General features: G+C 63.8%; 10 protein-coding genes and 7 pseudogenes. 9 read left to right on the forward strand and 8 right to left on the reverse strand.

Annotation, left to right across the window (positions count from 1 at the left end):
* Positions 1 to 777 precede the first annotated feature (777 nt).
* The 3 genes from ACZ53N_RS34380 to ACZ53N_RS34390 form a co-directional block, all read right to left on the reverse strand.
* Entirely contained in the window at positions 778 to 1,377 is a 600-nt protein-coding gene (locus ACZ53N_RS34380) for a hypothetical protein (RefSeq protein ID WP_469144714.1), read from the reverse strand.
* Between the two features lie 136 nt (positions 1,378 to 1,513).
* Complete coding sequence (locus ACZ53N_RS34385; RefSeq protein ID WP_469144715.1) at positions 1,514 to 2,170, reverse strand: hypothetical protein; 657 nt, start codon at positions 2,168 to 2,170, stop codon at positions 1,514 to 1,516.
* Between the two features lie 427 nt (positions 2,171 to 2,597).
* Positions 2,598 to 3,215, reverse strand: coding sequence for a hypothetical protein (locus ACZ53N_RS34390; RefSeq protein WP_469144721.1), 618 nt, complete (start codon positions 3,213 to 3,215; stop codon positions 2,598 to 2,600).
* Here ACZ53N_RS34390 and ACZ53N_RS34395 point away from each other — a divergent pair.
* Positions 3,141 to 3,317 (forward strand): annotated as a pseudogene (locus ACZ53N_RS34395) (ISL3 family transposase); the annotation flags it as partial. The gene ACZ53N_RS34390 and the pseudogene ACZ53N_RS34395 sit on opposite strands and share 75 nt — an antisense overlap.
* Before the next feature lie 139 nt (positions 3,318 to 3,456).
* Here ACZ53N_RS34395 and ACZ53N_RS34400 read toward each other — a convergent pair.
* Entirely contained in the window at positions 3,457 to 3,681 is a 225-nt protein-coding gene (locus ACZ53N_RS34400) for a hypothetical protein (RefSeq protein WP_469144722.1), read from the reverse strand.
* A gap of 72 nt (positions 3,682 to 3,753) precedes the next feature.
* Here ACZ53N_RS34400 and ACZ53N_RS34405 point away from each other — a divergent pair.
* From ACZ53N_RS34405 to ACZ53N_RS34415, 3 genes and pseudogenes are all read left to right on the forward strand, one after another.
* A pseudogene (locus ACZ53N_RS34405) lies at positions 3,754 to 3,951 on the forward strand (single-stranded DNA-binding protein); the annotation flags it as partial.
* Positions 3,899 to 4,666: a tetratricopeptide repeat protein gene (locus ACZ53N_RS34410; RefSeq protein ID WP_469144716.1), complete on the forward strand. Its 768-nt coding sequence runs from the start codon at positions 3,899 to 3,901 to the stop codon at positions 4,664 to 4,666. The pseudogene ACZ53N_RS34405 and the gene ACZ53N_RS34410, both read left to right, overlap by 53 nt.
* A gap of 65 nt (positions 4,667 to 4,731) precedes the next feature.
* Positions 4,732 to 5,097, forward strand: a complete 366-nt coding sequence (locus ACZ53N_RS34415) for an SEC-C metal-binding domain-containing protein (protein ID WP_469144717.1) — start codon at positions 4,732 to 4,734, stop codon at positions 5,095 to 5,097.
* A gap of 121 nt (positions 5,098 to 5,218) precedes the next feature.
* Here the strand turns inward: ACZ53N_RS34415 and ACZ53N_RS34420 are convergent, their stop codons facing one another.
* Positions 5,219 to 5,950 (reverse strand): scabin-related ADP-ribosyltransferase, encoded by a 732-nt coding sequence (locus ACZ53N_RS34420; protein ID WP_469144718.1) that lies wholly within the window; start codon positions 5,948 to 5,950, stop codon positions 5,219 to 5,221.
* A gap of 198 nt (positions 5,951 to 6,148) precedes the next feature.
* Here ACZ53N_RS34420 and ACZ53N_RS34425 point away from each other — a divergent pair, with 198 nt between their 5' ends.
* The 4 genes and pseudogenes from ACZ53N_RS34425 to ACZ53N_RS34440 all read left to right on the forward strand — a co-directional run bounded on the left by ACZ53N_RS34425 (position 6,149) and on the right by ACZ53N_RS34440 (position 10,215).
* Positions 6,149 to 6,553 carry a transposase gene (locus ACZ53N_RS34425; RefSeq protein WP_469144719.1) on the forward strand — a complete coding sequence of 135 codons (405 nt, stop codon included), beginning with the start codon at positions 6,149 to 6,151 and terminating at the stop codon, positions 6,551 to 6,553.
* 20 nt (positions 6,554 to 6,573) lie between these two features.
* A pseudogene (locus tag ACZ53N_RS34430) lies at positions 6,574 to 6,741 on the forward strand (hypothetical protein); the annotation flags it as partial.
* Between the two features lie 22 nt (positions 6,742 to 6,763).
* Positions 6,764 to 7,399, forward strand: a complete 636-nt coding sequence (locus tag ACZ53N_RS34435; RefSeq protein ID WP_469144723.1) for a hypothetical protein — start codon at positions 6,764 to 6,766, stop codon at positions 7,397 to 7,399.
* A gap of 1,325 nt (positions 7,400 to 8,724) precedes the next feature.
* On the forward strand, positions 8,725 to 10,215 hold the full coding sequence (locus ACZ53N_RS34440; protein WP_469144720.1) for a lytic transglycosylase domain-containing protein: 1,491 nt from the start codon (positions 8,725 to 8,727) through the stop codon (positions 10,213 to 10,215).
* A 48-nt stretch (positions 10,216 to 10,263) separates the two neighbouring features.
* Here the strand turns inward: ACZ53N_RS34440 and ACZ53N_RS34445 are convergent.
* Together ACZ53N_RS34445 and ACZ53N_RS34450 are read right to left on the reverse strand one after the other, a co-directional pair.
* A pseudogene (locus ACZ53N_RS34445) lies at positions 10,264 to 10,605 on the reverse strand (IS110 family transposase); the annotation flags it as partial.
* Between the two features lie 192 nt (positions 10,606 to 10,797).
* Positions 10,798 to 11,118: pseudogene (locus ACZ53N_RS34450) on the reverse strand (transposase); the annotation flags it as partial.
* Between the two features lie 680 nt (positions 11,119 to 11,798).
* Here ACZ53N_RS34450 and ACZ53N_RS34455 point away from each other — a divergent pair.
* Positions 11,799 to 12,034 (forward strand): annotated as a pseudogene (locus tag ACZ53N_RS34455) (transposase); the annotation flags it as partial.
* Here ACZ53N_RS34455 and ACZ53N_RS34460 read toward each other — a convergent pair.
* Positions 12,027 to 12,373 (reverse strand): annotated as a pseudogene (locus ACZ53N_RS34460) (IS630 family transposase); the annotation flags it as partial. The pseudogenes ACZ53N_RS34455 and ACZ53N_RS34460 sit on opposite strands and share 8 nt — an antisense overlap.
* Positions 12,374 to 12,463 lie beyond the last annotated feature (90 nt).

A 12,463-nucleotide genomic window follows, 5' to 3' on the forward strand; every position in this document is an offset into this window, starting at 1 on the left:
ACAGAGCCCCTAGACAAGGTCCATCGTCCCAGCTCAGGAAGGCACTTTTGCGTTTCTACCCAACCCTCAGCCGCACCCCAACCGAAACAGCGAGGCTAGAACGGAGCAACCAGCCGAACGCGGAGGACCTCGCTCAAGCCGCTTGACAAGACATAGCAGCCTCGAGGGAAAGGGGGACCGCAGAAACAGATCCCCCCTCGCCCCGCCCAGCCTGGCAGAAAACAGACGGCTCTGGCAGCTTGCCGGCCCGCGGGCGGGACACCCACCGGCTCTCTCACACCGACCAGGCACTGCGATGGCCCCACTGGCGCCGCCGCCACCAGGCCACCGCCATGCTCTGCCACTACAAGCGCCGCACCGCCGGCCACGAACAACACCCACATGACGGACAATCAGCTCGCCACACTCAGAAACAGTCCCCTGACCAGCGGGAATAGCGAACTGCAACTGGAGTATAAAGGGCGAGGCTCCTTGAGCTATGCGCGGTGCGAGCGAACACGCCAGTGCGGTGAGCAGGAGCCTCGCCACGCTACCCGCACTCCATCTGAACAGTGATTTCACGCCTTAGGAACAGAGTGAAATAGTTCAATTGCGAATAAGCGGCAGGTTGAAGCACTTCTAAGATCAGCGCGATCCGGCCGGCGAACCGACACGATTTCCGGCGTGAAGCATCAGGCCGAAGTTGCGCTTCTGTGGCAGTTTACCTGGTCTTCGCGTGCGTTCGATTGGAAAGCTTCTACTGTTTCCGGTAAATCACCTCACGAAAGGGAATAAGACTCAGCACCTCCCGCTCGTAATTCCAAAGAGATGGTTGTTCCAGGTGAATCGATCATCTTTGCCCTTTTCGTCGAAGTTGGCAAGCTTTGCATGCCTGCCATTTGCGACGTAAATTCGTGCCTCAAGAGTGCTCTTGCATGAACTCGTAGCAGTAGCAAGATGCGGGGCGAAGTCGGGGTCGCCGACGATGAGGCTATCTCCAGAATTCAGTTGCCCTGTTTCATTGGCATGGCAGAGGATTAGGTTATCATCCTCTGCCTCACACGTGCCAATTTGCTTATAGCTACTCTTGATCCTCCATCCGAAATGATGCGTGGTAGAAGTAGTGGAATTTTCCGAGTAGTTGGTATTGGTAAACTCCCCATCAGATCTACCGGGCTTAATCGCGAGGTGGAGATCTCTTGTGAAAGTACACGGGGTGGTGTCGGGTTGCTCTAGATCACTAGGAAGAGGATTGCAGATGACTTCTGGAAGCAGATCGTAGTCTTCTCCGGGTTCCAGAGTCAGGAGAATTCCGCGTGGAAATCCAAAGTCTCCGCTTACCTGGTCGGCGAATGCCTTGGAAGGTAGAATGATCGTCGCAGCCAGCGGGATCGCCATGCTAGTGATGATCCATTTTCTGGAACGGTGCTTCAAAATAATCACAGACCCTTTCCTGCCGTTGAGGCGAAAATAAAGAGAGCGGGGGGTGGGCGATTCGTCAACCGAAATCAATAAAGCACTCGGGTGCCCAGGGTTAGTGGATGGAGCCGCAGTTTCCTCCTGTCGCCCCAGTGTAGTAGTCGTTATATCCATAGATGCTGTTATAGCCGTCCTTGTTTTTGTTGCCTAGTCTCTGCCATTCGCCGACTGGATCCTCCCAGTGAAGCTGGTAAGAGGCCACACAGTTAGTCATTGCCGACTCGATGATGGGCGGGATCTTCATTGCTAAATAGGTGCCAGCTGCAATTGAGCCGGGCATCGCAGGTTTGCACCTATATTCGGTTTTACTTTCCGATAACGTGCACGTTCCAATTTCTCCGGCTGCCCCCTGAGAGGCGGTCCATACGGCATCATCCATGAAAGGAATGGTCGCTGGAGGTTCAGAAAAGCGCGCATCATTGAGAAGTTGAAGGATTAGCACGAAATCCTTGCTGTACTGACACGGCAAGGTATTGGTTGGGGTAATTTTAGTGGGCGGGTCGCACTGTACGCTGTGAAATCCCACCCATTTACGTCCAGCAGGTGATGTGGAGCCCATGGTGGTATCCGGGCCGTAGCCCCAGTCGCCCCGGGCAGGCATCGCCGGGTCAGGGACAGCGAAAGCCGGACCAGTCCCAGTAAGGAAAGCCAGTGCCGCTGGAACAGAGACCATCAGCCTCATGAATCCCTTGCGTGCAGGTAGAATCTTCATGAATTCTCACTAAATCCTCTCTCTGACGTCCTCGCGACGCGATTCTTCATACGATGTGCCTGCGACTGCCAAGATGGCTGTCTCACCAATAGAGAGGGACTGAGATACATCATGACGATGAGCCCATTCCAACGTGTGCTGGGCTGTGGCGTTGGCTATGATTTGAGTGGGTGAAGCTCCCGATAGGGGTTGTAGAGCAAGAGCAGTGGCGCACCACGTGTAGAAGGCAATCCGCAGATCGAGGTCGTCAGCACCCGGACCGAGCGGGTTTCGAGCGGACCGTGGCCGGTTCCCGCTCGAAGAGGTGACCTGCACCGCAACGGGCAGGGCCCGGCGGATTGCTCGCCGTGAACTGTCCACGGACATCGCCGCGTGGCTCTGTCGCGAGTTTAGTGAAAGACCCCGTATCGATCTTGGCGCTTCGTGATCATGCTGTGTGTCGATCGATGAGCTGATCTCTGTTTTGTTCCCGCACTTCGTCCACCTGCGCGTTGAGCGAGTCCGGGTGACGGGACGTACGGTCCGAATACACGCACGGGGGCGAAAAGCGGTGGCGGAGTGTCCCGGCTGCGGCATGGAGTCCGGGCGCGTGCACAGCCGCTACGAGCGGAAGATCTCCGATACGGCGGTCGCCGGCCAGCAGGCTCTGCTGCACCTGCAAGTTCGCCGGTTCTTCTGAGGCAGTGCCGACTGCGGCAAGCGGACCTTCGCCGAGCAGATCGACGGGCTGACCTTCCGCCACGGCCGCTGCACCCTGCTGCTGCGCAGGGTCCGCGAGGCGATCGCTCTCGCTCTGGGCGGCCGGGCCGGTGCCCGGCTGGCGGAGGTGCAGGCCATCGGTATCGGCAAGGATGCCCTGCTGCGTCTCGTCCGCGCTCTTCCGGACCCCGAGCCGAAGGCCGTGCGTGTTCTTGGTGTTGATGATTTCGCTCTCAAGCGCGGGCACAACTACGGCACGGTCTTGATCGACATGGAGAGCCACCGTCCCGTCGAGGTGCCGCCCGAACGCTCCGCCGAGGCTCTGGCCCAGTGGCTGCTGGCCCATCCCGGTGTCGAGGTGATCTGCCGTGACCGTGCCAGCTGCTACGCCAGGGTGCCGACCGTGGCGCTCCCGCCGCCCGCCGAGCAAGTGGCCGACAGGTGGCATTTGTGGCACAACCTGGGCATGGCCGCAGAACGGCTCGTGGCCCGTCTGCGCACACAATGGATTCCCTCCGCGCCGGAGAAGAAGGATACCGAGATACCCGCACTTGACCGACGGCCGTGGTACTCGAACGCGCCGGGGTTCAGGAACGGCCCGGTATGCCGGCAGCAGCCAGCAGGTTCCGGACGTGGTAGGGCTCTTCACCTGCACGGGAGGCGATCACGGGGACGGATTCGCCCGAGCGGTAGGCGGCCACGATGGCCGCACTCAGCCGCCGGCGGGCCTCACGCACCGAGCGTTCCGCCGCACGCAGGCCCTCGGCCGCCTCCTCCAGCGTTCCCGGAGCATCGTCCTGATCCTGGCTCATGGGGTTATCGTGCCACCCGCCCGGCCGGGCCCGATATCGTGGGGCCGACAGGAGCAACGAGGGGTGGAGCACGTGGTGGGCGAGACATTGGTGACCGTGGTCGGCAACCTGACCGCCGACCCGGAGCTGCGGCACACCAACTCTGGTATCCCAGTAGCAGGTTTCACGATCGCGTCGACGCCCCGCGTATTTGACCGCGACCGCAGCGAATTCGTCGATGGAGAACCGCTGTTCTTGCGCTGCTCGCTCTGGCGACAGGCCGGCGAGAACCCGTTCCGAGCCTCGGTCGGTACACCACGCCGACACCTCTTCGCCGATAGTGTTCTCGTATGTCCCGCAAGCGCCGCCCCGCACGCCGTCAGCCCGTCCCCATCGAGCGGACCGACGCCCTGCAGGCCGAGGAGCTGGAAGCCCTGGCCTGCAGGTACCCCCAGGACCAGAGGAACTCCTCACCGAAGCCCCCGAGTTCCACGGCCGCGCAGGCCAGCACGAGAAAGCACTCGCTCTCTACCAGCAGGTCCTGGCCGCCGACTGCCAAGAACCCCACCTGGTCCAGGCTTTCCGCGTCGACATACTCTGGGATGCTGGCCGCACCGACGAGGCCCGCGCAGCGGCCACGGACCTGCGCCGCCAGCACCCAGTCGATGCCGGGCCGTGGAACATCGCCGCCGAGACCTTCGAGGCCGCAGACGAACTCCATGACGCCGCGGACTGGTTCACCGCAGGTGTGACCCATCTCCTCGGTCCCACCACTCCTCTCACCCTCGAAGCCGTCCGTGATGCACCGGACGCCACCGGCATCGAGATGCTCACCATCGGCCGTCACCGCGTCCGGCGTCATCTCTACCAGCCCCACGACGACCTGGACCAACTCGCTCACGACCTCTACCAGGACAGCCCGGCATCGCTCAGCACCACCAGCACCCTCGACGATCTCCAGACCCCGAGCTCCGGGCCGCCGCAGGCGGTGACGCCCAGACTCTGATCTCCTCGGTCGAGAAACTCTCCCGCGAAGTCGAAGCCCGACGAGCTGCCCTGTCACGCCCCCGCATGACCTGCGCGCTCTTCTGGAATTCCAGCGAGTTCTTCGAGCTCCTGGACACATGGCCCCAGCTGGCCGATCACTACGGCACCGAGCACCACGAACACATCCGCCACGTCGAACAGATGCTCCAACGCCTGTCCAGCGAAGGCGAACCCCATCTTGGGATCGCACACGGCACCGTGACGGACTTCGAGTCCTTCACCCACGAGGAGAACCTGTCCTCGCAGGACGGAGACGCTCGGGCCCACTACGCCGCCGACCTCGCAGCCCGCGGCCAGGCCACCCCATGGCCCCCACCTCGCAACAACCCCTGCTGGTGCGGTTCCACACGCAAGTACAAGAAATGCTGCGGCAACCCCGCCCTCACCTAACCAACATCGATACGGGGTCTTTCACCAAACTCGCGACAGAGGCATCCTGGACTGTCCGCTCTCACGGCAAAACCGACGCGATCGACGCCGTGGCCATGGCCAGAATTATCCCTTCCCGGCGTCACCCCGGAACGCTTTTTGTGGAAATATTCTCACATTTAACCAGTTCCGGTGGGTCCGTTTCCGGGTGGGCGCCTAATTTCCATTTACAGGCACTGCGAATATATTCCTTTTTTAGCCCGCCAGGGAAATCAATCTCCATCTCTTGCGGATGCCTAGAGATGATTGCTTTGTTTTTATTTGCGGTTGCGTTTACGTCAATCCCGCCGGGTGCAGCGGAAATCTCGTAAACCCATCCCTCCCCCTCTGGGTTAGACAGGGCGAACCCCCTGGCTACAGAACTCCAGCAAGTTGTGCTCAAGTGTGCACTATTCTTCCCTGGTTCCCTCAGGTAGCTGTCGAGAGGTTCGAGGTCTCCGCCTTTAGGAACGAATCCGTTAGCAGAGATTGTCCAACTAATACTAGGATTGTCTTCACTCGCATAGGGATCGTCCGGCCCTCTCGAATCCCCCCTCCATAACGTATTTAAACCCTTTCGCCAGCGCCATTTCTCCTTCCCGTTCCTCGTGGTGACATTCCCCTCGAGAGCAGGGCTCCCCTCTTTTGCATTCGTCTTCCTCCAGTCCTCAGTCTTGAAGCTTCCCGTCTCCCCGCAGGGGCGGTACTTCTCCTTACCAAAGGCAATTTCTGCATAGAACCGTCCGGCCAACTCTTCGGCAGGATCAGGACATAAGACAACGACGATAATTGCGCAAACAATGGCATTAGCGACCTTGTTGAGAGAAATCTGCATCAGGCTGGCCTGGCCTTACTTTAGGGTTATGCGCTAACTGTAGGTCACGGGTGATGTGATCACCGTGTGGGAGCCGTTCTGGACAACCCCGTTCACGGATTCAGCCTTCGGTACTTCGGCGGGCTGGTGACCGCGCCGCGGCACGAGAGCCTACGGGGCACGGCGGAGTCACCATGGAGTCTGCCGCTGGAGGGCCGGGTGCTGCTGGTCGCGGCGTTGTGGCGCATGAAGCCGACACAGCGGCGGCCTGTCCCGCTGTCCGGGATCTCCGAGTCGGGCAGTCCAGGAGCTATCGGTACTCCGCCAGCCAAACTGCTGGCCCGGCTGCGCGAGCGGCGCTGGCGCATCACCCTGGTCTGGGCGGATGGCGGCTGTACCGGCCAACTCGTCGGCTTCGCCCGCAACGTGCTGCGGATCGCGCTGACGGTAGCCAAACGCAGCGACGACACCACAGGCTTCGTCGTCCTGCCGAAAAGATGGCTTGTCGAGCGCACGTTCGCATGGCTGATGCACTCACGCCGCCTGGCCCGCGACTACGAAACCCGCACCGACAGCGCCGAGGCGATGATCAGGTGGTCGACGACCGGGACATCCTGGTCGTGATGGACGCGGGCTATGACGTGATGCGCCTGGCCTGGGTGCTGCGCGACCTGCCCGTCGAACTGGTCGGGCGTCTGCGTTCGGACCGCGTCCTGCGCCGTCCGGCGCCCTCCCGCGAGGAAGTACTACCGGGCCCACCCCCGAGGGGGCCACCCGCCCAAGCACGGCAAGGAGTTCAGCCTGGCCAGGCCCGAGTCGTGGCCGGAGCCCTCCGTGGCCACGGTGAACGACACGCCTCGTTACGGCAAGGCCGAAGCCTGCGCCTGGGACCGGCTTCATCCCAAGCTGCAGCAGCGATCCGCGTGGATCGACCACGATGGCGAACTGCCCCTCGTCGAGGGCACGTTGATCCGGCTCAACGTCGATCATCTGCCCGGCGACCGCGACGCGCCGCCGGTCTGGCTGTGGTCCTCCGCCACCGGTGCGACCCCGGACGACGTCGACTTCGTCTGGTCGTGCTACCTGCGCAGATTCGACCTTGAACACACGTTCCGCCTGTTCAAGCAGTCCCTCGGCTGGGCCCAGCCACGGCTTCGCGACCCGCGGGCGGCGGACCGCTGGACGTGGCTCGTGATCGCCGCGCACACCCAGCTCCGTCTCGCGCTTCCGCTCACGGCTGACCGGCGCAAGCCCTGGGAGAAGACCACCCGCCCCGGCATCGCGCTCACACCGACCCGCGTCCGGCCGGGGGTTCAGACACATCCGCCCTCACCTGGGCAGTCCGGCCCGTGCACCCAAACCCACCCAGCCGGGGCCAGGACGCCCGCTCGGCTCCAGGAACCGACACTCCGTCACCCGCTACGACGTCGGCAAGACCGTCAAACGCCCCGAGACCGTCACCGAACGTAATCAGCGATGTTAAGGAACAAGCTCAGCCCTCCTCTGCCTCGCCAGACGACGAGCCGACGTGCTCTTCGCCATGCTCCGCGACGGCACCTTCTACGAATCCAGAACCCCCACGTCACCCTCGCCGCACGACCACCCCAAACAGCCTCATACCCGGCACCACACCCTTCACGAAGGACATAGAGGCCCCCCGCGTTCCGGTCTTTCGTCAGCGAGCCGAGGCAGAGCCGCGTTTGCCTAAAGCACAGGCCTGGTCCCGGCGGGTGCAATTTCCTTACTTCGTGGACCCGCCCAGCCTCCGTCGGCGAGACCACCACGAGCCAAACAGTCTGAAAAATACACCACCGATCCCAGGTCACGCGGCCTCGGGGGCGCTGCTCGTCGTCTCCGGTTGGGCGCTAAAACAGAGTAGGAAATTCGGACTCAAACAGTGCCAAAATCCCGGTAATAGTGTGCGTCCGGTTCTACAATGTCGGGTGATGCGCGCTCACCGCGCGCGTTGCGACCTGATGAATCGTGAAGGAAGTGGTGTGGTGTTACGTCTACGGCACGTGGGAACAGCGCTGGCAGCTGGCCTGGTGATGGCGGCAGCGGCGGGGACGGCTAGCGCGTGGGCGGCGCTGGACCCAGGAGCGGACGCACTACAACACACCCAGCCCGCCCCGGCTCACGCCAACACCCCCAAGCCAGCCCCAACCTCCTCTCCCACCACCGTGAGCCCCGCCCTCCCAAGTTCCCGCAACACAAGTGCACCCCAAACGGACGCACGGCTCACAAGGCCCGCTGCACCTGACGGCACCGAGAGCACCACGAAATCGAAGCCGGCCACCACACCTGTGCCCGCCGCGAAAGGCCCCGGCGGCACATTCGCCCCCGCGTCCCCAGCTGTGTCCGGGAAGGACTACCGGGACTTCTGGGTCCTCGGGCCCCGCTAAAGAACCGCGCTGTCACACCCTCAAGTTGGCCACGCCACAATCCCCTGACACCGGCGGAGCTGCGTCACCCGGTAGGGGCGGCTTCCGTCGGCCCCGGGGGCGTCGGTTGTTGGGCGAGGGAGGCGATTTCTGGTGTGGGTTTATCGTGCGCATGCTGCCAGTTTTTTCCGGCGGGGACTGTGCACTGCTCTGCTCGTCGCCAGCCTCACGGCGGCTGTCGGCGTCAGCCCGCCGCACAACACCGCCGGTGCCGACGATTCCTCACCCAGGCTTTACGACCCGCAGGGCAAGCCGCGCGGCGTGCCCAACCTCGCCCTGCCCAACCTTGTCCTGAGCGGTGCAGCCCGTGGCAGACGGGGTAGCGACCGGAGTCTAGGCGGCGACACTGGGGACGTGCGCCGTGGTTTTGCGGGCGACAATGCTGGCATTCCCGGGGCTCTTCTGGCCGCTTATCAGAACGCCGCGCGCCTCGCCGCGACCCAGCTGCCGGGGTGCCACATCCCGTGGGAGCTGATCGCGGGCATCGGCCGCGTGGAGTCGGTGCACGCCAGCGGTTACGGGCTGCGCAGCGACGGCTCGACGGAGACGCCGATCCGCGGACCGCGGCTGACCGGTGGTCAGTTCGCGGAGATCCGGGACACCGACAAGGGCCGCTGGGACGGCGACACCGAGTACGACCGGGCCGTCGGCCCGACCCAGTTCATCCCCTCCACCTGGGAGATGTCGGGCGCCGACGGCAACGGCGACGGCATCAAGGACCCCAACAACATCTTCGACGCCGCGCTGGGCACCGCCCACTACCTCTGCGCGAACAACCGGGATCTGAACAGCAGCGCCGACCTCGACAAGGCCGTGCTGAGCTACAACCAGTCCCGCGAGTACGTCAACGCCGTCCTGGCCTGGATGCGCACGTACCAGAGCGGCAACGTGGGCACGGTGCCCGACGACACCCCGGCCACCCCGCACAACCCGTCAGGCGACACCCCGGGCAGGAGCCCCAACACGCCCTCTCCCGGCACCACGCCCGGGACCGGCCCGACGACGACACCGCCGAGCAACAAGCCCAGCCCGGGCAGGCAGACCCCCACGCCCCAGAAGCCCAGCCCGAACAAGCCCACGCCCACGCCCTCGCCCGACACACGCCTGAAGCGGACGAGCGCGGCGAACATGGAAACCACGGCGGGCGACACCTTCAACAAGCCCGCGAGCGTCCTGGCCCTCGACAAAGCGGGTAAGCCGGTCGTCGACGCCCGGGTGGTCTTCGAGATCATCGGCGAGAGCACCAAGGGCCACTTCCTGGGCGGCGCCAAGAAGGTCACCGCCCCGACGCTCAAGGACGGCATCGCCGAGGCGCCGACCATCCTCGCGGGCACCAAGGCCGGCCAGTTCCCCCTGCGCGCCACCGTCGATGGCAAGGGCGCCGTCACGCCTGTCGACTTCAACGCGACCGTCAAGCCCGCCCCGGCACCACACGCCGACAAGATCGAGCGCGTCGGCAACGGGACCCTCACGGCCGAGCCGAACAGTGCCTTCACCAGCAAGATCGTGGTCCAGGCCTCCGAGGACGGCAAGGCCGTGCCCGGCATCGGCATGACCGCCACCGTGGCCCCCGCCAACGGCGAGGGCACCGCCAAGACCGGCCCGTACTTCAAGGACAAGAACGGCAAGCCGATCCGCGAGATCGACCTCGACAAGACCGACGAGAACGGTCAGCTCGAACTGCTGGAGTTCTTCGCCGCCGGCAAGCCCGGCGCCTACACCCTCCGCATCGTCAGCACCGACGGTCAGATCCTCCTCGTGCACCTGACCGTGCTGGCGCCGAAGCCCACGCAGCAGCCGTCCACCACCCCGAGCGGCACCCCCAGCGGCACTCCGAAGTCCTGAGTTCTACTCCGTCCCGCCCGCCCCCGCCTCGCGGGGGCCCGGGCCAGGGGTGGCGCGTGCCGATAGCACGGCCCGTGCTGCCGCGTCCGCATCGATGACGTCCGTCTTGCCGTACTTGCGCCGGGTGGCGCGGTCGGGCTGGTTGACCTCGAAGACCTCGATGTTCTCCCGGCGCAGGGCTCTGATCAGCGCGGCTCCGTAGGAGCCGGTGCACTCAGCACCGGCGCGTCGAATGACGCCGAACGACCGTTTCCAGGAGATCAGTTGGCGATATCCGACAGCCGTGGTTGGGAACTCCTGATGCGTGAGAGAGGCTCCCAGGGTGGTGATCGCAGCGGCGACGTGGGCGTCCTTGTGGGTGTCGATCCCCAGGATCACATCCTCGGCCAGGGGCGGAACGAGCTGCGTGGCGAGTGTGAGCTGGGGAAGCTGGTGACGGTCACAAGGCTCCTCGGCCTGGGGCTGGTGGCCGACGCCGGTCGGTGGGCGGTCAGAACTGTGATGGTGCCTTGTGTAGCGCCCCTGTTGGGACACGTCCTCTGGCTGAGCGTTTGGTCCTGTGGTTCGTGTTGGGTTCCTGACTCAGGTGTCGCGCCAGTTTGGGGTGGATTCGTTGGTGAGGCGGCGGCTCATGAGGTCGATCATCGCGAGGTGAATCATGGCTTCGGAGCGGTGCGGGTGGGTCTCGTAGTCACGGGCGAGTCTGCGGTGGTGCATGAGCCAGCCGATGCTGCGCTCGATGGTCCACCGGCGCGGAATAATCGTGAAGCCCTTGACGCCGGGCGGGCGTTGGACGGGGTGGACGTCGATGCCCAGGCGGGCGCCGTGATCGATGGCCGTGGTGTGGTAGTCGGCGTCTACCCAGGCCTTGCGGATGCGCGGGTGGTCGGCGGCGATTGAGGCGAAGGGCTCCTCAGTCGCTGATGAGGGGCTTGAGCACCGGTTTTACCGAGCCGGAAGAGCTCTCCGTAACGTGGGTGTGGCAGCTCGGTGCCCTGGCAGGCCGGACGAAAGCGTGATGGAGGGGCCTGCACGTGATTTGACACCGGCGACATCGACCTCCTCTTCGCCATGCTCCGAGACGGCACCTTCTACCAGCCGCCCACACCGGCTACGGCTCGACGAAGGCCATAGAGGCACCTTTTCGGGCTTTCGGCGGCGCGCTGGTGGGCCCGCATGATCGTTTAGTCGGCACAGACGATGGGCCAGTCGACTTCGCCGACCGCTCGGGCAGGTCTTGCCAGGCTGCCCCCGGTCGAGAGCTTCTCGAGAGCTTCCACAGGATTCTGTATCGGCTTGACGCACAGGGCGGCTCTCCGTATCCAATGTGGGCCGGGTACAGAGGGAGCTTAAAGACTAAGGATGGGTCATGGAGTGCCATGTGGAAACAAAGCCTCTCTTCCTGAATAAAGACAACACCATGATGGAGTCATGTGCGTTGCGGAGCAACGCCGCAGCAGCCCGTCGCGAAGTGACGGAGCACCATGCCCTCGTCACGAAGTGACGAAGCATCATGTTTCCGGAGGAAAGCGCGCGCGTAGGGCCTGTTATTGCGCGCGCATCTCGATGTACGATTTCCGGCCCTGACCGGATGGCAGAACCGGCCCCTCGACTCCATCTGTTCGGTGATCTTCATTAACGCGCGATCCACGTGAAGATCCGCGACGGCGCCGTGGCAAACCGGCCGTTCTACGTGGCCCTGGCTGTCACGGCCGAGGGCCGGCGAGCCATTCCCGGGCTATGAGCCGACGACGGCAGCGAAGGCGCCAAGCACTGGATGCACATCCTCACCGAGATCAAAAGCCGCGGCGTTACTGACTTTCCTTCGTGGTTGTCGCGGCCGGTTGGCGGATGGCGAGGACGGTCTCGGCGAGGCATCCGGCAATGAGATGCGGACGGTACTGGATCTTCCGCAGGCCTCTGCGGACGGTCTGGATGTGGTGATCGAAGTCGGTGAAGGCAATGTTGGCGGTCGCCGTGCATCCAGTAGCGACCAGATGCCCTCCACCGGATCCGGTGCACAACCGGGCAGTTGGATAATGGTGAGCCAGTCGTGGCCGGCCGCGTACTCGCGGAGGCCGACGGCTCGGTGGACGTTGAGGCCGTCCCAGATCAGGGTGATGGACCCACCGAGCTGGAGGTGGGCTCGGACCGCTAGACGAGTCATTCCGAATGCTGACGGTGTGTCCGGGAACGCAGACAGGGCGTCCAAGATCGTTGTGTGACGAACAACCTGGACGCCCTGCTG

The sequence above is a fragment of the Streptomyces sp. NPDC033229 genome (assembly GCF_055576875.1).